The 22,896-nt window shown below is 68.3% G+C and carries 14 protein-coding genes; 12 read left to right on the plus strand and 2 right to left on the minus strand.

The annotated features are described in order from the left end of the window. Window positions 1-623: 623 nt before the first annotated feature. Entirely contained in the window at window positions 624-2,582 is a 1,959-nt protein-coding gene (locus tag FAB82_RS06065; RefSeq protein WP_136533695.1) for an AfsR/SARP family transcriptional regulator, read from the minus strand. Window positions 2,583-2,689: 107 nt separating this feature from the next. Here FAB82_RS06065 and FAB82_RS06070 point away from each other — a divergent pair, with 107 nt between their 5' ends. From FAB82_RS06070 to FAB82_RS06110, 9 genes are all read left to right on the plus strand, one after another. Next, window positions 2,690-3,577 (plus strand): alpha/beta fold hydrolase, encoded by an 888-nt coding sequence (locus FAB82_RS06070; protein ID WP_136533653.1) that lies wholly within the window; start codon window positions 2,690-2,692, stop codon window positions 3,575-3,577. Between the two features lie 177 nt (window positions 3,578-3,754). Then, complete coding sequence (locus FAB82_RS06075) at window positions 3,755-4,744, plus strand: LacI family DNA-binding transcriptional regulator (protein ID WP_168801442.1); 990 nt, start codon at window positions 3,755-3,757, stop codon at window positions 4,742-4,744. Window positions 4,745-4,954: 210 nt separating this feature from the next. Next, window positions 4,955-5,878 (plus strand): ABC transporter permease, encoded by a 924-nt coding sequence (locus FAB82_RS06080; RefSeq protein WP_136533696.1) that lies wholly within the window; start codon window positions 4,955-4,957, stop codon window positions 5,876-5,878. 14 nt (window positions 5,879-5,892) lie between these two features. Continuing rightward, window positions 5,893-6,855 (plus strand): carbohydrate ABC transporter permease, encoded by a 963-nt coding sequence (locus FAB82_RS06085; protein WP_136533656.1) that lies wholly within the window; start codon window positions 5,893-5,895, stop codon window positions 6,853-6,855. 59 nt (window positions 6,856-6,914) lie between these two features. Next, window positions 6,915-8,555 (plus strand): type 2 periplasmic-binding domain-containing protein, encoded by a 1,641-nt coding sequence (locus FAB82_RS06090; RefSeq protein ID WP_136533657.1) that lies wholly within the window; start codon window positions 6,915-6,917, stop codon window positions 8,553-8,555. An 81-nt stretch (window positions 8,556-8,636) separates the two neighbouring features. Then, entirely contained in the window at window positions 8,637-11,063 is a 2,427-nt protein-coding gene (locus FAB82_RS06095) for a glycoside hydrolase family 2 protein (RefSeq protein WP_168801443.1), read from the plus strand. Window positions 11,064-11,206: 143 nt separating this feature from the next. Beyond that, window positions 11,207-12,505 (plus strand): alginate lyase family protein, encoded by a 1,299-nt coding sequence (locus FAB82_RS06100; protein WP_211116409.1) that lies wholly within the window; start codon window positions 11,207-11,209, stop codon window positions 12,503-12,505. Between the two features lie 114 nt (window positions 12,506-12,619). Next, the gene (locus FAB82_RS06105) at window positions 12,620-14,389 is read left to right on the plus strand and encodes a glycosyl hydrolase family 28 protein (protein ID WP_136533659.1); all 1,770 of its coding nucleotides are present in this window, start codon (window positions 12,620-12,622) and stop codon (window positions 14,387-14,389) included. 5 nt (window positions 14,390-14,394) lie between these two features. Next, window positions 14,395-17,772 carry an alginate lyase family protein gene (locus tag FAB82_RS06110; protein ID WP_136533660.1) on the plus strand — a complete coding sequence of 1,126 codons (3,378 nt, stop codon included), beginning with the start codon at window positions 14,395-14,397 and terminating at the stop codon, window positions 17,770-17,772. Between the two features lie 137 nt (window positions 17,773-17,909). Here FAB82_RS06110 and FAB82_RS06115 read toward each other — a convergent pair whose 3' ends face one another. Beyond that, window positions 17,910-19,586, minus strand: a complete 1,677-nt coding sequence (locus tag FAB82_RS06115; protein ID WP_168801444.1) for an RICIN domain-containing protein — start codon at window positions 19,584-19,586, stop codon at window positions 17,910-17,912. A gap of 281 nt (window positions 19,587-19,867) precedes the next feature. Here FAB82_RS06115 and FAB82_RS06120 point away from each other — a divergent pair, with 281 nt between their 5' ends. The 3 genes from FAB82_RS06120 to FAB82_RS06130 all read left to right on the plus strand — a co-directional run bounded on the left by FAB82_RS06120 (window position 19,868) and on the right by FAB82_RS06130 (window position 22,895). Beyond that, window positions 19,868-20,977, plus strand: a complete 1,110-nt coding sequence (locus tag FAB82_RS06120) for a PQQ-dependent sugar dehydrogenase (RefSeq protein ID WP_211116416.1) — start codon at window positions 19,868-19,870, stop codon at window positions 20,975-20,977. Window positions 20,978-21,084: 107 nt separating this feature from the next. Continuing rightward, entirely contained in the window at window positions 21,085-22,041 is a 957-nt protein-coding gene (locus tag FAB82_RS06125) for a dienelactone hydrolase family protein (protein WP_211116410.1), read from the plus strand. A 104-nt stretch (window positions 22,042-22,145) separates the two neighbouring features. Then, window positions 22,146-22,895: an alpha/beta hydrolase family protein gene (locus FAB82_RS06130; protein WP_168801445.1), complete on the plus strand. Its 750-nt coding sequence runs from the start codon at window positions 22,146-22,148 to the stop codon at window positions 22,893-22,895. Window position 22,896: the final 1 nt, after the last annotated feature.

Here is a 22,896-nt window from a genome sequence, read left to right on the forward strand (position 1 = left end):
CGAGGTGATCCCGACAAGGCCGTCTCCCACCCGGCCGGCCCACAAGGGGCCGGGCAGCTGCGGGACCCGATAGCACTCGGGGGTGAGAACACTCCGACCCCCGTACATGGGGGCGGTGGTTCTCGGAATCGGTCAGGACGGCGAGTCGGCCAGAGGCTTGGCGTAGTCTGCTTGCACCTACTCGACTCCTGTACTAATTCCATATCCCTGTGCGTACCTCAATGATCCCCCTTTTCGGGTCCGGCCGCGTCACCCGATCGGGGATAAAACCCTCACGTTCCACACCAGACACATAGGGCTGCAACCCAAACCGCCAGGCCCGCACCCTGCGGTCGGGCGTGTCGCTAGCCCCAGCCTCGGACCCGGCCGGGCGTGTCGACCGCCCGAGCTCCGGGGCCCGTGAGTTCCGGAAGCCTTGCCTCGCATACGGACACCGGCCCCCATCCACGCTCTTGTCGCCGATGCCTTTGGCGCAGCCCGGCCATCCACCGGCCCCGACCTCGCCAGCGCACCGGTCCCCAATGCAGGCCTCACCGAGCGCCGCAACCCTCACCGACATCCGCACCGCCAGCGAACACGCCACCCGCACCCGCGTAGACGCTCCATCTGACCAGCATTGCGATTCACCGAGGAGCGGCGGCGTCGAGGCGTGCGAGCCAGTCCGCGATGGGTCCGGCGGTGAGCATGCCGCTTCCCGCGGCGAGTTCACCGGCGGCCGGTTCGAGTGCCGCGCGGGCCCTGCTCATGGTCTCCCGGTCGCCGATTTCGATCGCCGCCGCGGATAGCAGGCACCACAGCGCTTCGGCCAGGAGATCCGGCGGTGGTTCGGGAGCGCGGCGGAGCGCCTCGACCGCTTCCTCCCGTTGACCGCGAAAAGCCAGCAGCACCGGCTGAACCCACGGCGCATAGGGGCCCCAGTCGGGGCGGTCGTCCGGGTCGAGCACAGGTTCGGGCGGCGTGCGGCGCCAGACGCGAAGGCACAGCAGCGCCAACGGCAGCAGGCCCCGCTCTACCCCCGGCATGCCCGTCGATCCGAGCTGTTCCGCGGCCTCCCGGTAAGCCGCTTCGGATTCGGCGACCGAGGTGTCGCCGGCGGCCCGGCGCATAGCGCGGTACCCGCCGGTGAACACCGCGACCAGGGGCCGCTCGTGCCGCTCGGCGAGCCGATCCGCCGCCGCGGCGTGTTCGTCGGCCCCGGCGAAGTCCCCGAGCGCGCTCCGCGCCTGGACCCTGATGAGGCGACCGAGGATCTCGAATCCCGACAACCCGTGCAGCCGTGACAGTTCGACCAGCTCGGCACCGATCGCGTCGCGCGCGGGAGCACGACCCGTCCGGTCGAAGCACTGCATATAGACGCCATTGAGCGCGAAGGCCAGCAGCGTCGGATCACCGAGACGTCGCGCGATGCGCTCGGCCTCCTCGGCGGCTCGGCGCGCCCGGGGCTCTCCCGTGGCGCGGGATTCCAGCGCCATCACGGTCAGCAGCCGTGCCCGGACCGCGTCGCTCGCGTCCGCGGGCAGTGCGGCGAGGGCGCGTTCGGCGGCGGCCACCACGCGGGAGGCCAGCGCCGGGTCATCCGAGCGGGTCCAGATCGCGGGCACGTCGTGATCGCCGATGACGCGGGCGGTCAGTTCGGGATCACCACGTTGCTCGGCGGCATCGATGGCCGCGATCCGCTGTTCCCGCGCCGCCGCGAGTCCGGTCGGGCCGGTGAGCGCGACCTCCCGCAATAGCGAGACCGTGGACTCCAGGCGGGCGCGCGAATCCGCCGTCACCGCTCGCTCCCAGGCCGCCGTGGCCCGGCTCCAGGGTTGGTCGGTCCGAGGATCCGACTCGTCGCGCTGGCGCAGCAGGTCCGCTTCCAGCCGACGCAACCGCGGACTCGGTTCGAGCCCGAGCCGATCGCGGAGCATGCCGCTCGCACGGCGGACCACGGCCAGCGCATCCGCTTGCCGCCCACTGCGATACAGGCCGAGCGCCATCAGCCGCCAGGCGTCCTCGCGCCAGGGATGGTCAGCGGTGTGGGCCTCCAGATCGGGGACGGCTTCGGAGGGACGGTCGAGGGCCAGCAGCGCCTCGGCCCGCCGCTCGACCGCGGTCAAGCGCAGTTCCTCGAGGCGGGTGTGCTCGGCGCGCGCCCACGATTCGTCCTCGAAGCCGGCCAGCGCGGGGCCACGCCACCAATGCGAGGCCTCATCGAGCAGATCCAGGGCCCGCCCCGGCGCGGCGCCGGATGCGGACTCCAGGGCCGCCTCGAATCTCCAAGCGTCAACGGACTGCGGGTCAGCGCGAAGCGCATAGCCGGGCCCCTCGGTGACCAGGAGCCGAGCCGGCGAGCGGGGCGCCCGGTCGGGCTCCAATGCGCGGCGGAGCGCGGCGACGAAGGTGCGAAGAGCCGACACCGCTCCTTCGGGCGGAGCCACCCACAGATCGCCCACGAGACGGTCGACCGGAACGACGCGGCCGCGCGCGATAAGCAGCCGGGCCAGCACCGCCCGGTGCCGCGGCCCCCGCAGACCGATCGGCGCGCCCTCACCGTCCCAGGCCGCCACCGACCCGAGGGTCCCGAATTCGACCCGCACCCGCCCCACCGCCTCTCCCCGCATGGCCCGGCCACGATAGCGCGCTCATCGAATGCTCATCGCCCGCTCGCAGACTCAGGAGTACCGACATGAGAGAAGGAAACACCATGACCGTCCGAATTCCCGGTTTCGACTACCGCCGCATCGCCGTCGGCGGCCCCATCGCGCTCAATGCGGCGATCGGCGGCAGCGGCGACCCGATCGTCCTGCTGCACGGCTTCCCGCAGACGCACCTCATGTGGCGCCATGTCGCGTCCGATCTGGCCAGGGACTACACCGTGATCGTCCCCGACCTGCGCGGCTACGGCGAAAGCGACAAACCCGAGGCGCGCGGCGCCGAAACCTACGCCAAACGGACCATGGCCGCCGACGTCGTCGCCCTCGCCCGCGCGCTCGGCTTCGAGCAGTTCGCGCTGGCCGGACACGACCGCGGCGCGCTCGTCGCCTTCCGGGCGGGACTCGACCACCCCGGAGCGGTGACGCGGCTCGGCCTCTTCGACACTCCGCCGACAGTGGACATGTGGGAGGTGCTGCACGGCGCGGACGCCGCGGTGGCCTTCCACCTGTACCTCATGGCGCAGCCGCCGGGCCTGCCCGAACGGATGATCGCCGCTAGCGCCGACGAGTTCTTCGGGCATTTCCTCGACACCTGGATCGGGGATGTCGACGCGATTCCGGCCGAGGTCCGCGCCGAGTACCTGCGCGCCTCGCGCGAGGCGGTTCCTTCCATTGTGGCCGACTTCCGCGCCTCGGCCGGAATCGACCTCGAGCACGACCGGGCCGACCGCAGGGCCGGGAGGCGCCTGGCCGTGCCGGTCACCGTGGTCCAGCAGGACTGGGGCTCGGTCCTCGGTTTCGACGCGGCGGCACTGTGGCGGACCTGGACACCCGACCTTGACCACCGCACGACCCGGGCGGGTCACTTCATGGCCGAAGAGGCGCCGGCCGAGATCGTCGCGGCGCTGCGGGACCTCCTCACTCGCCGGCCGATCTGAAAGTGGGTTGTCAATGCGGGCTACTCGCCGGTACCGTGAAGGTTCACGGACCTGTTCTGGGAGTGAATTCTGATGCACGACGACATTTGAGTGGGAACCGCCCGGTCCTACGCGATCGATGGCGACCGCTGAAACGACAGCCAATAGCATGAGTACGTGCGAGAGAAGGATTCCCCAGTGGGCAAACGCGTGACGATCCTCGATGTCGCCGAGGCGGCCAACGTATCGCGGCAGACGGTGACGCGCGCGATGAACGACATGGACGACATCAGCGCGAAGACCCGGCAGCGCGTGCTGGATGCCGCGGAGCGACTCGGTTACCGCCCGAGCCGGCAGGCCCGCAACCTCGTGTCCCGGGAGAAGACGCACGCGCTCGGGCTCGTGGTCGCCTCCTTCCGCAATCCGTACTACACTGAGATCGCCGCGGATCTGCTCTCGGCCGCCACCGAACGCGGCTGGCAGCTCATCATGGCCGCCGCCGAGGGCGAGGTCGCCGATGCCCTGGATCTTCTGTCCACACAGGTCGACGCCGTGGTCTGCCACTTCGGCGGCACCGACGCCGAACTCCTGGAGGCCAGTCGGGGTCTGCCGGTGATCCGTTTGGAGGCCGAGAGCACCCTCGCGGGCGTCCATTCGGTCGAACTCGACCTCGAATCCGGTCTGGTCGAGGCGATCGCCGCGCTGCGCGCCAAGGGCGCCCGGCGCTTCGGGATGGTCGACTCGAACTACACGCTGCGGGACATCGGGGCCTACGAGCCCTCGCCGCGGCGCGTCTGGTTCGAACGGGAGGTCGGCGAGCAGCTCACCGAGGTGGTGGTGGGGGAGGAGACCATCTCCGGCGGCAGCAGGGCCTTCGCGGACCTGATGGAACGCCGGCCCGACACCGACGCGGTGCTCATGTTCAACGACCTGATGGCGCTCGGGGCCGTCCAGAGCGCGCACGCGCTCGGCCTCGCGGTCCCGGGCCAGGTCCGCATCGTCGGCGTGGACGGATTGGCGCTCGGCGAAGCGGTCGACCCGCCGCTCACCACGATCTCGCTCGATACCCAGGGCCTCGCGGCGAACGCGATGGACATCGTGGAGATCCTGGCGAAGGCCCAGTTCGCCCGCCTTGACCCGATTCATCGCATCGTCCGCGCGAAGGTGCTGTGGCGGGCCTCGGCCTGAGCTAGGCCTGGACTTGGAAAAAGTCTGTCAGGAGTCTTGACAGGAATACTTCCCGTCAATATCGTGAACCTTCACGGGAATCTCCGTGAAGGTTCACGGGACAGTTCGCGAAGGAGCGATGGTGCAGTTCATGAACGGGGAGCGCCGCCATACGGCGCACAGGACGAGGCGGGCGGAACGGTGACCGCGGCAGTGGAAGCGCGGACCGCGATGACCCTCCGCGAACGCCGCCGAACGACCCGCAGACGGAACCTGCGCCGGCATTGGCAGCTCTATCTGCTGCTCATCCTCCCCGTGGCCTACTTCGTCATCTTCCAGTACATCCCGATGGCGAACAATGTGATCGCGTTCAAGGACTACAACGTGGTCGACGGGATCTGGGGCAGTCCCTGGGCCGGCTTCGAGCACTTCGAGCGGTTCTTCGCCAACCCGGTCGCCTGGGACCTCATCCGCAACACGCTGATGCTGAGCCTCTACGGCTTCCTGGCCGGGTTCCCCATCCCGATCATCATCGCGCTGGCCCTCAACGAGGTGCGGGTGAAGTTCTTCAAGCGCACCGTCCAGATGGTCACCTATGCGCCGCACTTCATCTCGACGGTCATCGTCGTCTCGATGCTCATCCTGATCTTCTCGCCCCGCATCGGATTCATGGCCGACGTCCTCGGCTTCTTCGGCATGTCCGAGAACCTCCTCGCGAACCCCGACGCCTTCAGGAGCGTCTACGTCTGGAGCGACATCTGGCAGACGGCGGGGTACTCGGCGATCATCTACATGGCTGCGCTCGCCGGCATCGATCCGAGCCTGTACGAGGCCGCCCGGCTCGACGGGGCCTCCCGCCTCCAGAAGATCCGGCACGTCGACCTGCCCGGCATCGCACCGACGGTCGTGGTGGTGATGATCCTCAGCGTCGGCTCCGTCATGGCGATCGGCTTCGAGAAGGCGTTCCTGCTGCAGAACCCCCTCAACCTCTCGACCTCGGAGATCATCGCGACCTACACGTACAAGATCGGCCTGCTCAATGCCGACTTCAGCCTCGCGACCGCGGTCGGGCTGTTCAACTCCGTCATCAATCTCATCCTGCTCCTGGCCGTCAACACCGTCTCCAAGCGCGTGACCGGCAACGGACTGTGGTGAAGGGAGCGCATGCAATGACCCTCAAGACCGCGACCCGAGCGGAACTCGAAACCGAGCCGGAGGCGAAGCGCCGCAAGCCGAAGCGCCGCCGCTCCACCCAGGTCCAGGACACTCCTGTCGACCGGCTCTTCATGGTCGGCGTCTATGTCCTCCTGACGACCTTCCTGCTCATCGTGCTCGTGCCGTTGATCAATATCGTCGCCAGCTCGTTCTCCAGCCCCGCCGCGGTGTCGGGCGGGCGGGTGTTCCTGTGGCCGGTCGAATTCACGTTCCGCGGATACGAAGCGGTGCTGAACAACGAGGCCATCCTCGCCGGATTCGGCAACTCGCTGTTCTACGCCGTGGTCGGGACGCTCGTCAGCGTGGCCCTCACGGTGATGATCGCCTATCCGCTCTCCCGCAGTGAACTCGTGGGACGGCGCGCCCTGATCGGCGGCGTCCTGTTCACGATGCTGTTCTCCGGCGGGCTGATCCCGACCTACATGGTCGTGCGGGCGCTCGGGATGCTCGACACCCGGTGGGCCATGATCATTCCCGCCGCGATCGGGGCCTGGCAGGTGCTCATCGCGATGACCTTCTTCCGCTCCTCGATCCCGGGGGAGCTGTACGAGGCGGCCCAGCTCGACGGCGCCTCGGACCTCCGCTTCCTGTGGTCGGTGGTGCTGCCGCTGTCGAAGCCGCTGCTGGCGGTCATTGCGCTCATGTACGGCATCGGGCAGTGGAACTCGTACTTCAGCGCCTTGATCTACCTGCGCAGCGAGGAGCTCTATCCGCTGCAGCTGGTGCTGCGGAACCTCCTGGTCCTCAATAACAACGCCGGGGGGACGAACCTCGCGGGCCAGATCGAGGCCCAGCAGATGGCCGACCTCATGAAGTTCTCGCTCATCGTCGTCTCCACCGTGCCCGTCATGCTCGTCTACCCGTTCGTGGCGAGGCACTTCAACAAGGGCGTGATGCTCGGCTCCGTGAAGGGCTGACCTGCGCCTCCGATACCTCCCCTCAAGCCCATCAACTCCTCAATGAAAGGCAGTCAACGATGACCAACAGATTTGCCCGAGCGGCGGCGGCCGGAGCGGCCTTGGCCGTGGCGGCCGGCGCGTTCGCCGCGTGCTCCTCGGAGTCGGAGACCAGTCCGGACGACGTGATCACCATCTTCGCTCCCCAGGGCGGCGACGGGGACCTGGACGACAACGCGTTCACGAAGGTCCTCGAGGAGAAGTTCGACGTCGACCTCCAGTTCGAGACGACCACCTACGATGCGGCCGCTGCCGCGGAGAAACGGCAGACCTCCCTCGCCAGCGGCGACTACCCGGACGCCTACATGCTCATCCCGTGGGTCAACCAGTTCACCAACGAGGAGCTGGTGAAGCTCGGAGGCCAGGGCGTCATCGTCCCGCTCGACGACCTGATCGGCGAGGATACCCCGAACATCACCGCCGCGTTCGAGAAGGAACCCGACTTCAAGGAGATGGCGACCTCCACGGACGGGAACATCTGGGGGCTTCCCGCGTGGAACGACTGCTACCACTGCTCGTACGGCGCGAAGCTGTGGATGAACTCCGCCTGGTTGGAGGCCGTCGACCTCGAGCAGCCCACCACGCCCGAGGAATTGCGGACGGTGCTGGAGGCGTTCAAGACGCAGGATCCCAACGGCAACGGCAAAGCCGATGAGATCCCCCTCTCCGGGGAGGTCGGCAGTTCGGTCCTCCCGTATCTGATGAACCCGTTCGTCTACACCCAGTACTCCAACTCGGACGGCACCATCCCGGGCTCGCTCGGGGCCGTCGACGGCGAGGCCGTCCTGCAGCCAACCCGTGACGAATGGCGGGAGGGAATCTCCTACGTCGCGTCCCTGTACGAGGACGGCCTGATCGACGAGGCCGCCTTCACGCAGAACGGTGAGGCGCTCAGTGCCAAGGGCAACAGCGCGGACGGCGTGATCCTCGGATCGGTCACCACGCTGCACCCGGGCTTCGTCAACGCCGATAACGAAGACGGGCGCTACACGCAGTACGACGCGGTACCGCCGCTGACCGGACCGAACGGCTCCGACACGACCTGGGCCGGCCCCGTCAGCTCGGGTGGCGCGACCTTCGTCATCACGAACCGCTCCAGTGAGGCCAAGCAGCGGAAGCTCATGGAGATCGCGGACTTCATCGTTTCGTATGAGGGTCACGTTCCGGCCGAGTTCGGTGTCGAGGGCGTCAACTGGGCCAAGCCCGAGGCGGGCGATGTGGCCCTCGATGAGGACGCCGAGCCGCTGTTCAAGACCCTCACGCCTCCCGAGGGCGAGGGCCTGAACAATTCCTGGGGCGCGATCGCGCAGATCTTCAGCGACGAGGATTTCCGCAACGGCCAGGTCACCGGGACCGACATCTACGAACCCGCCGGTTATGAGCGCCGCCTGTTCGAGGCCACGGAGCTGTACGAGGGCCACGAGTCCGACGAGGCGTTCCCGTACTGGGACGTCACGGTGACCGGCGAGGCCGCTTCGGAGCTCGCGACGATCCAGACCAACGTGGAGAGCTTCGTCGTCCAGGCGGGCGCGGAGTTCGCCACCGGAGTCCGGGACATCGAGAGCGATGAGGACTGGGCCGAGTTCCAGCAGAATCTCACCGATCTCGGCGCCGACCGCTACATCGAGATCTACCAACAGGCCTGGGACGAGTCCAAGTAGTCCCGTCGCATTCCGATGCGGGCCGCACCTGCGAGTGCGGCCCGCCTCCTGAACACCCATGTGCTGAGAGGTACCGATCGCATGATTCGCGAGCAGCGCTTCATCAACGACGACTGGACGTTCGCCTACGGCGAGCATCCCGGGGCAGAGGGGGAACCCCCCAGTCCCGACTGGTACGACGTCGGCCTGCCACACTCCTTCGACCTGCCGGACTTCCGCGAGCAGCGCTTCTACGTCGGCCACGGCTGCTACCGCCGTGCCGTCGAGGTCCCCCCGGAATGGCTCGGCAAGTGGATCGCCCTGGAGTTCCTGGGCGTCTTTCAGATCGCCGAGGTCTACGTCAACGGGCGCTTCGTCGCCCGGCACGAGGGTGGCTACACGCCGTTCACCGTTGACCTCTCCCATGTGGTCAACGCAGGGGCCAACGACGTCTTCGTCCGCGTGGACAACATCTGGAATCCGCGCCTGGCACCGCGGGCCGGGGACTTCAGCTTCAACGGCGGCATCTACCGCGACGTGAGCCTCATCGTCGCAGACAAGGTCCGGATCGACTGGTACGGCATCGGCGTCACGACCCCGCAGGTGGATCGTGAACGCGCCGAGGTGAACGCCACCGTCGCGATCGTCAACGACGAACCGCACGCGGTCGAGGTCCGGGTCGCCGGCGTCATCGGCGACACCTCGCGCCCGGTCGCCCGGCTCGAACCGGTCCGCCGCACCGTCCCTGCCGGAGCGACCATCGAGGTCGAGCTGGAAGGCCAGATCATTCAGCCGAGGCTGTGGCACCCCGACCATCCGCACCGGTACCGCCTCACCGCCTCGGTCACCGTGGACGGCCAGGTGCGCGACACCCAGGCGACCGCGTTCGGCGCGCGCTGGTACGAGTTCACCGCCGACCGGGGATTCTTCCTCAATGGCGAGCGCCTCGACCTGCACGGCGCCAACGTGCACCAGAACCGGGGCGGCTGGGGCGACGCGGGCACCCGCGCCAGCATTCGCCGCGACGTGGCAATGATCAAGGAGCTGGGGATGAACCTCATCCGCGGCTCCCACTACCCCCACCACCCGTACTTCGCCGAGGAGTGCGACCGCCAGGGCCTGCTGTTCTGGTCCGAGCTGCACTTCTGGGGCATCGGCGGCGAGGACGTCGAGGGCTACTGGTTCGCCAGCGCCTATCCGATCGACGAGGCCGATGAACCGGAGTTCGAGGAGAGCCTGCGCCGGGCCCTGCGGGAGATGATCCGCACCCACCGCAACCACCCGAGCATCATCACCTGGAGCATCGGGAACGAGGCGTTCTTCAGCGACGACCGGGTGATCGGCAAGGCGAAGGCACTCACCACCGAGTTGGTGGACCTGTCGCACGAGCTGGACCCGACCCGCCCGGCGGCGGTAGGCGGCGCGCAGCGCAAGGGCTTCGACGTGCTCGGCGACATCGCCGGGTACAACGGCGACGGTGCGGAGCTCTACCTCGACCCCGGCATCCCGAGCGTCGTGTCCGAGTACCACGGCGTCCAGGGCCAGGGGGCGGGTGAGTACGAAGTGGTGTGGGAGCACGGCGTCGAAGTCGACTACCCGTGGCGCTCGGGCAAGATCCTCTGGTGCGCCTTCCACTACAAGACGATCGCGGACGGGGCCGGGCTCCAGGGCCTGGCCGACTACTGGCGGATGCCCAAGCGCGCCTACTACTGGTACCGCGAGAAGCTGCGCGGCCTCGCCCCGCCCGCCTTCGCCGAGCCGGGCACGGCGGTCGCGCTGCGCTTGACCTCTGACGCCGAGATGATCCCGACCGACGGCACCGGCGACGCGCGGCTGCTGGTGGAGCTCGTCGACGAGCACGGCGTCCGCGTCGTCGACGACCGGGCGGTGCGCCTCACGGTGGTCGAGGGCGAGGGCGTGTTTCCTTCGGGGCGCAGCATCACGCTGTCGCCCGAGAACCACAGCCTGCGGGACGGCGCGGGGGCCATGGAGCTGCGCGCCTATGTGCCTGGGACGCAGCGCATCCGGGCCACCGCCGACGGTCTCGGCGCGGCGGAGCTGGTCCTCATGGCGGTCGGGCCGCGCAATGAGCCGCGCGTGAGGCGACTGCCGCCGCCCGCGCCGTCGGTCACCGAGCCGCCGACCGGGCAGGGGGAGGCCTCGCTGGCGGCCTACCGGCCGGTCGCGGTGAGCAGCGCCGAGCCGCTGCACGGGGGCGGGAACGCCACGGTCACCGGGAGCGGCGCGTTCTGGCGGGCGGCGGGCCGCGACCCGGGCGAGTGGCTTGCCGCGGACTTGGAGTTCCCGTACGAGATCAGCCGGGTCGAGGTGGTCTTCGCCGAGCCTCCCGCCCATCAGTGGACCGTCGAGACGAGTGTGGACGGGCGGGCATTCGAACTCCTGCACCGCGGCGAGCCCGAGACCAAGGCGCGCTCGGCGTCCTTGCAATTCCCGGCCCGGACCGCTCGCAGGGTGCGGCTCTCCTTCCCGGAGAAACCGATCGACGTGGAGGAGATCCGGGTGTACTGATCTCGCAGGGCCTCCGACCAGGGGCAGGAGACGAATCGACTCCTGTCCCTGATCGAGTGTGGATAATTGTCGACTATTGGAATTTTTTATTGAAAGATGCAGATATCTAGTGTTATAGTGATGTGGACGGCGCGCGTTCCAACGTGAACCGTCACGAGTACGCGGTGGCAATCCCCGGCATCGCACACCGCATGGCGCAAGGGAGCACCATGCTCAGCGAACAACCGAACCGACCTCGTTCACGCGCAGTCTTCAATCGGCGCAACCTCCTCAGGGGGGCGATCGTCGCCGGTGGCCTGGCTGCCGCCGGAGCCGGCGGCTTCGGCATCGCCCAGGCGCAGACCTTCAACCACCCCGGAATGCTGCTGCGGCAGGACGGGTTCGACCGGATGCGGAGCAACGTCCAGGCGAACCGGGAACCGTGGATCTCCGGCTGGAACCGGCTGACCGCCAACTCGCACTCCTCGTCGAGCTGGACGCCCCGGCCGGTGGAGGAGATCGTCCGCGGCAATATCGACAAGCCCGAGAACTATGGGCTGCTCATGAACGACATGCACGCGGCGTACCAGAACGGGCTGCGCTGGAAGGTCAGCGGCGACACCGCCCACCGCGACAAGGCGGTCGAGATCCTCAACGCCTGGTCGGGGACATTGAAGGTGATCACCGGCTGGACCGAGACTTCGCTGGCGGCCGGGATCTACGGCTACCAGGCGGCCAACGCCGCCGAGATCGTGCGCGATGCGCCCGGGTTCGATGTGGGCCGGTTCCAGACCATGCTGGCCGAGATCTTCTACCCGTTGAACAACGATTTCCTGGTCCGCCGCCACGGCACCTGCGACAGCCACTACTGGGCGAACTGGGACCTGTGCAACATGGCCGCGATCCTGGCCATCGGCATCTTCAACGAAGACCAGGCCAAGTTCGACGAGGCGATCGAGTACTTCTGGAACGGCAAGGGGAACGGCTCGATCCAGCACGTGATCCCGCATATCCACGGCGACCTCGCCCAGTGGCAGGAATCCGGCCGCGACCAGGCGCACTCGATCATGGGCGTCGGCCTGATGGCCGAGTTCATGGAGATGGCCTGGAACCAGGACGTCGACCTCTACTCCGCCCGCGACAGCGCCTTCGCCAAGGCCGCCGAATACGTCGCCCGCTACAACAACGGCCACGACGTGCCCTTCACCAAGTACGTCTGGAACTCCGGTCACGACTGCCGCTACAACGAGCACACCCAGATCTCCGACTGGGCACGTGGACAGGGACGGCCCGTGTGGGAACTGCTCTACTCCCATTACAACGGCCGGCTCGGCCGCTCCATGCCGAACGTGGAGGAGATGCTCACCCAGCACATCCGGCCCGAAGGCGGCGGGGGCGACTACGGCCCCAACTCCGGCGGCTTCGACTCGCTCGGATGGGGCACCCTCAGCTACGCGCGCTGACCTCCGGCACAGATCCACAGCACAAGCCCCAGTGGCCTTCGGCCGCAATGAAAGGCGGCGCCGGACCCGGTCCTGCACCGCGCCCTTCCTTCCCCTTGCAGTGAATGAGGAACCATGCTTGAGAACCCTCCGTACCCCAGCCTGTCCCGTCGCACCGTCCTCCAAGCGACCGGAGCCGCCGCCGTCGCCGGATACCTCGCGACCGCGGCGAACCCCGCCTCGGCCCAGGAGGCGTCCGCCGAGAACTCCCTCGTCACCTACCCCGTCCCCGAGGGCGTCGAGCAGAACGACAGCTTCAACGTGCGAGTGCGCACCTCCAAGGGCGAATGGCAGCCGCTCGGCGTCTACAACACCCACCTGAAGATGATCGACGCCAACACCGGCGCCGGTCCCCTCCACGACTCCGCCGTGGCCTATTTCGACTTCACCGGCACCGCCGAGGTGCAGGTGACCTACACCAAGGGCGCCATCGAGAATGCGCGGATCCGTCCGCTCTCGCACGAGATCGAGCCGACGGTGGACGACGACAGCCTCAAGTTCACGATCAGCGAGCCCCGCAAGCTGGTCATCGAGGTCAACGACGAGGTCTACGACTGCCTGCACCTGATCGCCAACCCCATCGAGACCGACGCGCCCAGCGCCGACGACCCGAGCGTCGTCTACTTCGGACCCGGCGTGCACACCGGGGAGGGGATCGCCGTCGCCAGCGGCCAGACCGTCTACATCGCCGGTGGCGCGGTGGTCAAGCGCAACATCCGCTTCAACGGCGTCGAGAACGCCACGCTGCGCGGCCGCGGCATGATCTACGGGGTCGAATGGGGTGCGGCCCCGGTCGAGAGCTCGAAGAACATCCTCATCGACGGCATCACCATCATGAACAACCCGACCGGCAACGCGTTCAATATCGCCGAGTCCCAGCAGGTGACGGTCAGGAACCTGAACTACTTCAGCTCCGCCAGGTGGGGCGACGGCATCGACATCTTCAGCAGCAGCGACGTGCTGATCGACGGCGCCTTCATGCGCAGCTCCGACGACTGCATCGCGGTGTACGCGCACCGCTGGGAGTATTACGGCGACGTCCGCAACATCACCATCCAGAACTCGGTGCTGTGGGCGGACGTGGCACACCCGATCAACATCGGCACCCACGGCAACTCCGACGAGCCTGAGGTGCTTGAGAACATCACCATCTCGAACCTCGACATCCTCGACCACCGCGAGCCGCAGCTGGACTACCAGGGATGCATCGCGTTGAACCCGGGCGACAGCAACCTCGTTCGCAACGTGCGCATCCAGGACATCCGGATCGAGGACTTCCGCTGGGGCCAGATCATCCACTTCCGGGTGACCTACAACCCCACCTACAACACCTCGATCGGCCGCGGCATCGAATCGGTCTTCGTCAAGAACCTCAGCTACGACGGGAACAACGCCAGCACCGCGATGATGCTGGGGTACGACGCGGAGCACGCCGTCAAGGACGTCGTCTTCCAGAACTTCACCGTCAACGGCAAGGTCATCTCCGACACCGCGGGCAAACCCCGCTGGTACAAGACCACGGACATGGTTCCCATGCACGTGAACGAGCACGTGACCGGCTTGCGCTTCCTCGATTCGACCACCGCTCCGTCCGATACGGCGCCGACCCTTGTCGCAGCCGAGACCATGGAGACCACCGCGGGCGCACCGACGATCTACACGATCAGCGCCACCGGGTTCCCCGAGACGTTCGCCGCCTCGGGCCTCCCCGAAGGGCTCGCCGTCGACGCCGCCACCGGTGTCGTCGCCGGCGCGCCCGCCAAGGCCGGCACCTACGACGTGGTCGTCAGCGCCGCCAACGCGAGCGGCATCGCCGAGCAGGCCGTCCAGATCACGGTGCAGTGACCCGGATGTCCCAGCACCAGACCACCCGCCGCACCCTCCTGAGGGGTGCGGCGGGCACCCTCATCGCGGTGACCGCCGCGAGCGCCCTCCCGGCCCAGGCCGGGCAGGCCGCGCCGTCGACCGACGCTGCGATCCTCCCCACCGCCCCAGCGGCATTCGCGCACCCCGGCCTGCTGCACCGTGCGGAAGACCTCGAACGGATGCGGGAAGCCGTTGCAGCCGAAGCGGAGCCGATCATCTCGGGATTCACGGCCATGGCCGCCAGTCCCAGATCCTCCTACGACTACACGATCCGCAACACCGGCCAGATCACCTCGTGGGGCCGCGGCCCCACCGACCACACCAGTGAGACGGCAAACGACGCGGCGGCCGCCTACCAGAACGCGCTGATGTGGGCCATCACCGGCGACAAGCGGCACGCCGACAAGGCGCGCGACATCCTCAATGCCTGGTCGGCGAGTCTGCGGGCGATCACCGGCGCCGACGGTCAGCTCGGCTCCGGCCTCCAGGGATTCAAGCTCGTCAACGCCGCCGAGCTGTTGCGGCACAGCGAATACGACGGCTGGTCCGCTGAGGACATCGCCAGGTGCGAGGACTCGTTCAAGACCGTCTGGTACCGATCCGTCGCCGGCTATTCGCTGTTCGCGAACGGCAACTGGGACACCGCCGCGCTGCAACTAGTCATCGCGATTGCCGTGTTCTGCGACGACCGCGTCATGTTCGAGGACGCGGTGCGCTACGCGGTGGACGGGGCCGGGAACGGCTCGTTCACCGGCATCGTCGTCGACGAGTCCGGCCAGGGCCAGGAGAGCGGGCGCAGCCAGGCATACGCGCAACTGGCGATCGGCCTGCTCACCGATGTCGCCGAGGTCGCCTGGAACCAAGGGGTGAACCTCTACGGTCACGCGGACAGCCGCATTCTCGCCGGGCACGAGTACGTCGCGCGGTACAACCTCGGCGACGACGTTCCCTTCACACCCGACCTCGACCGGACCGGCAAGTACATCAAGACCCAGATCTCGGCCAACAATCGCGGGCAGTACCGGCCCATCCACGAACTGGCATACGGCCACTTCGCAAGCCGGATGGGCCTGCCCGCCCCGTACCTGGAACAGGTGGTCTTCCGGGCGGGCGGCGAGCGGCACATCGAGGGCACCAATGACGACCACCCGTCATGGGGCACCTTGACATTCGCGCGGCCGCAGGCCGACGCATCGGCACCCCAGGCGGCACCTGCCGCACCCGCGGGACTGACCGCGAACGGCACGGCCTCGCAGATCACCCTCGGCTGGGTCGAGTCCGTCGATCCGGTCGCGATGGCGGGGGCCGAGTCCTACACCGTCAAGCGCGCGGCCGCGGGCGGCGAGTTCGAGACGCTCGCGACCGACCTGCCCGGAAATTCCTACACCGACGAGACCGTGACAGCCGGGCAGCGGTACGTCTACGCGGTCTCCGCCTCCAATGAGGTCGGTACGGGCCCCGACTCGCTCGGGATCGCCGTCAGCGCCGGACCGCCGTCGCCCTGGGAGGCAACGGACATCGGCGGCGGCGAGCCCGGCACGACCGACTTCGACGGCCAGGTGTTCGCGATCGAGGCGGGCGGGCGGGACATCGCCGGTTCGGGCGACCAGTTCCGGTTCACCCACCTGCCGATGAGCGGCGACGGCACCCTCACGGCCCGGATCACGGGTCCGCTGAGCTCGCAGTACGCGAAGGTCGGCGTCATGGCGCGCGAAACGCTCGACGCGGACTCCGCGCACGCGGCGATGCTCATCCAGGGCCTCCCGCTGCACACCTGGAGCGGCGTGTGGACGACCCGCGCGACCGCCGGTGCCGAGTCCACCGGCACCGGCTCCCAGAGCGTGCCTCCCACCCAGCAGGAGGCGATCACGGTCAATGCGGGATTCCCGATCTCCAATCTGGGATCCCTGCCCGAGTCGGCGACCCCGCTCGCCGCGCCCTATGTGGAGGCCGCGAGCGATGGCTACCGGTTGCGCAGGCCCTACTGGGTCCGCCTGAAACGCAAGGGATCGAAGTTCACCGGATGGATCTCACCCGACGGCGAACACTGGGAGAAGGTCGGCTCCTCTGAGCTGGACCTCGCCCAGAATATCCATATCGGACTGGCGGTCTGCTCGGCGCTTGATCCGGGCGAGGACCACGCCGAGACCACCACGGCCGCCTTCGACAATGTGGCCGCGCCCGGCTGGTCGGTGGACGCCCCGACGGATGCCGTCGCGGCCGTGCAGGCCCGGGCCAATGACAGCGCCATCGAACTCGCCTGGAGCACACCGAACCCAGCGGGCCGATACCAGGTCAAGCGCGCCAAGGGAAACAGCGGCCGTTTCGACACCCTCGCCTCCGGCATCGAACCGGTCGGATTCGGCGTCCACCTCCGCTACGCCGACGCCACCGGCGAACCGGGGACCGAATACCGCTACGTCGTCTGCGCCGAGAACGTCGCCGGAACGGGACCGGACTCGGCGGCGGCGAGCGCCGTCATGCCCATCCCTCCGGCACCGAAAATCGAGAGCGCGACATCCGCGTTCGCCAACGCGGGCAGGCCGTTCGAATACCTCATCGATGCCACGGCCGACCCGACCGAATTCGCCGCGAGCGGGCTGCCCGAGGGGCTGGAGGTCGACCCGCGGACCGGGATCATCTCCGGGACCCCGTCCGAACCGGGCGGGTTCGAGCTAGCGATCAGCGCGACCAATGCCACCGCCACGGCCACGGTGACCCTCGCGCTCACCGTCGAAGCCGCGCCGCCCGAGCCGTGGGTGTCCCGCGACATCGGCGACTACGTGCTCGACGAGCGGCGGCTGGGGAGCTACAGCGCCGTCGCGATCCGCACGCCGGGCAGCACCGGCTACGACCCGGACACCGAATCGTTCACGGTCCGAGGCGCCGGCTCGGATCTGAACGTCATCAATCAGGGCATGACCGTGCACTACGCCTCGGTTCCCCTGACCGGCGACGGCACGATCATCGCCCGGGTCGCCGAACGGCACAATGCGGGAACGGCCGCCCGGGCGGGCCTGGTCATGGCCAAGTCCCTCTCGCCGTTCGACCAGATGGCCGGGACGATTCTCAAGGCCGGAGGCGGCGTGCAGTTCTTCCGGCGTCCGCGAGTGGGCTTCCGCCCCAACGTGACCGACGGAGCGGCGGCCGGCGGCGAACCGGTATGGCTGCGGCTGGAGCGCAGCGGCGACACCTTCGCCGCCGCGGTCTCGGCCGACGGCGAGAACTGGACGGAGCTCGGCGCGCCCGAATCCATCCCAGACTTCGGCGACGCACCGTACTACGCGGGGCTCGCCGTCGTATCCGGAGACCCGAAGACGCTGAACACCACGGTCTTCGACCACGTCTCGGTGGCAACCTAGCAGGAAACCAGGAGAACCAGACACAATGGAACACCGCTTTACCGAAATCGTCCACGCCGAATAGACGACGGCCGCCCCGCGGCATTGAGCAGCCCTTGGCCTCGTGGAGCGCCAAGGGCTGCAATTCGATCGGTGGTTCAGGCGACCCGGCGGAGGTTCCAGCGCTGCTGGACGACATTGTTATCCGTCCACTGAATCGCCCCGCCGCCATTGGCCTCGCCATTGCCATTGTCGAGTGCCTTGCCGGAGTACCGGCTGATCAGCTTGACCGCGCCGCCGCCGACGTCGACGAGCCGCCACTGCTGCGCGGTGCCGCCGTGGTGCGTCCACTGGACGACGCCGCCGCCCTCGGTGTTCACGGAGAAGTTGTCGAGGGCCTTTCCGGAGTGCAGGCACACCAGCGTGTAGTACCCGCCGCCGACGTCGGTGATGCGCCACCGCTGCCAGTCGCCGCCGTTGTCGCTCCACTGGATCGCCTGGGCGCCTTCGGTAGTGACCGAGCCATTGTCCAGGATCTTCCCAGAGCGCTCGGCCATGAGCGTGTAGACGCCGCCGGAGACCACCGCCGGGGTGGGCCGGGTGTGGGCGAGGGTGCCGAAACCGAGGGTGTCGAAGCCGCCTGAGGTGGTGCCGTAGTCCCCGCCGCCGCCTTCGGCGCGCACCAGGGCGGCCATGCGCGCGACGTTGGGCATCCGGAGCCCGCGCCGGACGCTGTAGTGGTTGTAGACCATCTCCCACACCGGGCGCAGCTGCCCGCGTCCGCCCTCTCCCATAACCGTCTGCTCCCGGTAGGCGCAGTTCTGGCCCGTGCCCCAGCTGTAGGTGGTGAACGGGAGGTCGTTGTAGCCGAGGTTGTACCTCGCCACGTACTCGGCCGCCTTGCCGAAGGCGAGGTCCCGCGCGGAGTAGAGGTCGATGCCCTGGTTCCACGCCATCTCCATGATGGACGACATCAGTCCGATGCCCATGATGGAGTGCCCCTGGTCCCGCCCGCTCTCCTGCCACTGGGCGAGGAAGCCGTTGTGGACGAACGGGATCGCGTTGTAGATGGAACCGTTGCCCTCGCCGTTCCAGAAGTAGTCCACGGCCTGGTTGATGATGGACGAGTCATCGCAGATGATCCCGATGGCAAGCTTGCTCGCCATATTGCACAGGTCCCAGTTGGCCCAGTAGTTGGTGATGCAGGCGTCGTTGTGGTTGGTGAGGAACGAGTTGTTCATCGGGAGGAAGATGCTCGTCATCATGTCCTGGAACGCGCCCAGGTTGAAGCCCGAGGCGCCGCGGACGAGGTCGGCGGCGCAGCAGAACTGGTAGCCGTAGATCCCCGAGGCCAGGAACCGGTCGGAGTTGCCGTTGACGGCGGTGAGCGTGGACGACCAGGCATTGAGGATCTGGACGGCCTTGTCGCGGTGGGCGGTATTGCCGGAGACCCGCCACCGCAGGGCGTTCTGGTAGGCGGCGTGGATGTCGTTGTACAGCTGCGGGTAGTTCTGCCCGTCGCCGCCGCGGATGATGACGTCGGTCGGCCGGGCCGTCCAGGTGCTCTGCGCGTGACTGTTGGCGATGAGCTTCTCCCAGCCAGCGCGCCACGGCTCCTGGTTGGTGCTGACCCTGGCGTACATGCGGTCGAGGTCGGCCTGGGTGTGCAGCATCCCGGGATGGACGGCTTGGACGCCGATCTCGTCGGTCTGGGCTTGCGCGGCAGGGATTCCGGTGCCGAATGCGGCGAGACCGCCTGCCGCGACCGCGCCCTGGAACAGGCGCCTGCGGCCGATGGAGGGGGAGGGTTTCGCTATCGGGTTATGGGGGGACATGGTGCTCCAATGCGCCATGCGGTGCGCGATGCCGGGGAATGCCACCGCTGCTCTGCGGCAACCGGTCCGAGGACCGACTGCCACAGGCAATACTAACTCATATATCTACATTATTCAATATAACGTTCAACGTATGGCAACACTTCTCCATCTCCGCGGTGACGGAGCCCCGATTCCGGGGGCCACCGATAGTGCCTCCTTCGGGCCCGCACGGCCGCTTACCCTTGATCCCGGGACGTCTAGTACCGCGTCAGCGGAACATCAGGAGGAATGGGCGAGTGATGATCACGAGGCGCAGGGCGCTGGGATTCGCGGGTGCGGTAGTCGCGGGGACGGCCGTGGCCTCGTGCACGGACGATCCGGCCGACGAGCCGACTTCGCCCGATGAATCGCCCTCATCCGACGAGCCGACCTCGCCCGACGTCGCCGAAGCTCCCCGATTGGGGGAGCCGGAAGTCGTGGCTGAAGGACTCCAGGCCCCGTGGTCGATCGCGTTCGTCCAGGACACCGCGTTGATCTCAGAGCGTGACAGCGCCCGGATCGTGGAGCTCGACCCGGACGGGAACGCCCGCGAGGTGGGCACCATCGCGGGCGTCGCCGGAGGGGGCGAGGGAGGCCTGCTCGGGATCGCCGTCCACGACGGATACCTGTACGCGTACTTCACCGCCGCGGGGAAGAACCGGATCGAGCGATACGAGCTCACCGGTGAGGCCGGATCGTTCGGGCTCGGGGAGCCGCAGGAGATCCTCGGCGGCATCCCGGCGGCGGCCAATCACAATGGCGGCCGGATCGCGTTCGGCCCGGACGGGATGCTCTACGCCACGGCCGGCGACGCGGGCGACCGGGAGAGCGCACAGGACCGCGAGGCCCTGTCGGGGAAGATCCTCCGGATGACGCCCGACGGGGGAGTCCCGCCGGACAATCCGTTCGCCGACTCGCTCGTATACAGCTGGGGCCATCGCAATCCGCAGGGCATCGCCTGGGCCGAGGACGGCACCATGTACGCCTCCGAGTTCGGGCAGGACACCTGGGACGAGCTCAACGTCATCGAGGCCGGGGCCAATTACGGCTGGCCCGAGGTCGAGGGCATCGGTGACCGCGATGAGTTCATCGATCCGGTCCAGCAGTGGGCGCCCGCGGACGCCAGCCCCAGCGGCATGGCTATTGCGGGCGGCGCCGCGTTCATCGCGAATCTGCGCGGCGAGCGGCTCTTCGAAGTGCCGCTGGACGATCCGGCCACCGTGGTCGAGCACTACGTCGGCGAGTTCGGCCGGCTGCGGGACGTCGTCGTCGCACCGGACGGTTCACTGTGGATGATCACCAACAATACCGACGGCCGCGGCGACCCGGGGCCCGACGACGACCGGGTGCTGCGCATCGGCCTCGACTGACCCGCGCCGCGGGCTCGAGTTCCTTGCTTTTGGGGCATATCCCTGTTTAGGGTAGGTATCACATTCAAGTATGTGAAAATATCTACGGAATGGGGAGGCACCACCTCATGAAACGACCAATCACCGATGTCCCGGCGCGGGAGCGCGCCGCGTTCGGTCGGGCCGCTCCCGGCATGCGGCGCCGAGCGATCACCTTCGCGGCGAGTGCGGTTGCGGCCGTTGCGGCCCTAATCGCTGCGCTGATCGCGGTCCAACCGGCGTCGGCGCAGGACAACCCCTTCGAACGGGGACCCGACCCCACGGTGGAAAGCGTTGCGGCCGAGGCGGGCACGTTCGAAACCGAGGAGGTGAGCGTGCCCACCGGGCACGGCTTCAACGGCGGAGTGATCTACTACCCGACCGACACCAGCGAAGGCACGTTCGGCGCGGTCGCGGTCGTGCCCGGCTTCACCGCCTCCTGGGAGGACGAAGGGGCCTGGATGGGGCACTGGCTCGCCTCGTTCGGGTTCGTCGTCATCGGCATCGACACCAATAGCCCCCAGGACTTCGACACCGCCCGCGGCGACCAGCTGCTGGCCGCGCTGGACTACCTGACGCAGGAGAGCGAGGTGCAGGACCGGGTCGATCCGGAGCGGCTCGGCGTGATGGGCCACTCCATGGGCGGCGGCGGTGCCATCTACGCGGCCGAGCAGCGGCCGGATCTCCAGGCCGCGATCCCGCTCGCGCCCTACTCTCCTTCGCAGGATCTGTCCACCCTGGAGGTGCCGACGATGATCATGGGCGCCGTGGACGACGGCACCGTCACCCCCGACTACCTCGACACCCTCTACGGAACCCTGCCGGCCGAGACCGAGGCCGCGTTCGTGGAACTCTCCTCCGGTGGGCACGGGTTCCCGGTCTGGGGGAACTCCGAGGTCACCCGGCGCACGATTCCCTGGCTGAAGATCTGGGTGGACAACGACACCCGCTACACCCAGTTCTTGTGCCCCGAGCTGGCGGACACGACCGGCGTCTCGCGGTACAGCAGCACCTGCCCGTACGAGCCGGGTGCCTTTACCGAGTAGTCCGTTTCGCACCGTCGATCGGGCCGACGCCGCGAGCGGGCACTGGATGGGACACGCTCCCACCGGGACCCGCCCGCGGCGTCGGCCGTGTTAGCTTGCGCCTCGTGGAATCCCTTGACATCGAGAATCGCGGCCGCATCCTCCGCGGCACGCTGCACCTCCCGCAATCGACCCCGGCCCCGGCGGTGGTGCTGTGCCACGGCTTCAGCGGCACCCGCTCCGAGTTCGGCTACATGTTCGTCCGGCTGGCGAAGCGTCTGGCCGAGCGCGGCGTGGCCGTCTACCGGTTCGACTTCGCCGGCGGCGGCGAGTCCGACGGCGACTTCGCCGACCTGGCCGTCTCCGACCAGGTCGCGCAGGCCACCGCGGCGCTCGAAGCGGTGGGCGCCCATTCGGCGGTCGACGCCGATCGCTTGTCGCTGTTGGGGATGAGCCTGGGCGGACTCACCGCCTCGCTGGCCGCCGCGCAGCGCCCCGTGCGGTCGCTCGCCCTCTGGGCCCCGGCCGCGGTCGCCGTCGGCTTGGACGAGACTGCCGCGAAGCGGCGCTCCGACGCGATCGCCGAACACGGCTACGACGACTTCGGCGGACTGCCGATCCATCGGCGATTCGTCGAGGACGCCAAAGGCATCGACCCGTTCGCGGACGCCGCAGGCCACGCCGGTCCGGTGCTGCTGGCGTACGGATCGGAAGACGCCCTGATCGGGCCCGACATCGTGAAGGCGTACCAGGGCGTCTATGCCGACCGGCTCGACACGCACGTGCTCGACGGGGTGGGACACGGATTCGAGACCGTCCCCGCCCGCGAGCGCCTGCTCGAGCTCACCGAGGCGTTCGTGCTGCGCCACGCCTGAG

The sequence above is a fragment of the Glycomyces buryatensis genome (genome assembly GCF_004912275.1).
GTDB lineage: Bacteria > Actinomycetota > Actinomycetes > Mycobacteriales > Micromonosporaceae > Glycomyces > Glycomyces buryatensis.

What these genes read in the sequence shown, in the direction of transcription:
- FAB82_RS06125 (WP_211116410.1), top strand. Translation starts at nt 21,085, where the DNA reads ATGAAACGACCAATCACCGATGTCCCGGCGCGGGAGCGCGCCGCGTTC.
- FAB82_RS06085 (WP_136533656.1), top strand. Translation starts at nt 5,893, where the DNA reads ATGACCCTCAAGACCGCGACCCGAGCGGAACTCGAAACCGAGCCGGAG.
- FAB82_RS06095 (WP_168801443.1), top strand. Translation starts at nt 8,637, where the DNA reads ATGATTCGCGAGCAGCGCTTCATCAACGACGACTGGACGTTCGCCTAC.
- FAB82_RS06110 (WP_136533660.1), top strand. Translation starts at nt 14,395, where the DNA reads ATGTCCCAGCACCAGACCACCCGCCGCACCCTCCTGAGGGGTGCGGCG.
- FAB82_RS06115 (WP_168801444.1), bottom strand. Translation starts at nt 19,586, where the DNA reads ATGTCCCCCCATAACCCGATAGCGAAACCCTCCCCCTCCATCGGCCGC.
- FAB82_RS06105 (WP_136533659.1), top strand. Translation starts at nt 12,620, where the DNA reads ATGCTTGAGAACCCTCCGTACCCCAGCCTGTCCCGTCGCACCGTCCTC.
- FAB82_RS06070 (WP_136533653.1), top strand. Translation starts at nt 2,690, where the DNA reads ATGACCGTCCGAATTCCCGGTTTCGACTACCGCCGCATCGCCGTCGGC.
- FAB82_RS06090 (WP_136533657.1), top strand. Translation starts at nt 6,915, where the DNA reads ATGACCAACAGATTTGCCCGAGCGGCGGCGGCCGGAGCGGCCTTGGCC.
- FAB82_RS06080 (WP_136533696.1), top strand. Translation starts at nt 4,955, where the DNA reads ATGACCCTCCGCGAACGCCGCCGAACGACCCGCAGACGGAACCTGCGC.
- FAB82_RS06120 (WP_211116416.1), top strand. Translation starts at nt 19,868, where the DNA reads ATGATCACGAGGCGCAGGGCGCTGGGATTCGCGGGTGCGGTAGTCGCG.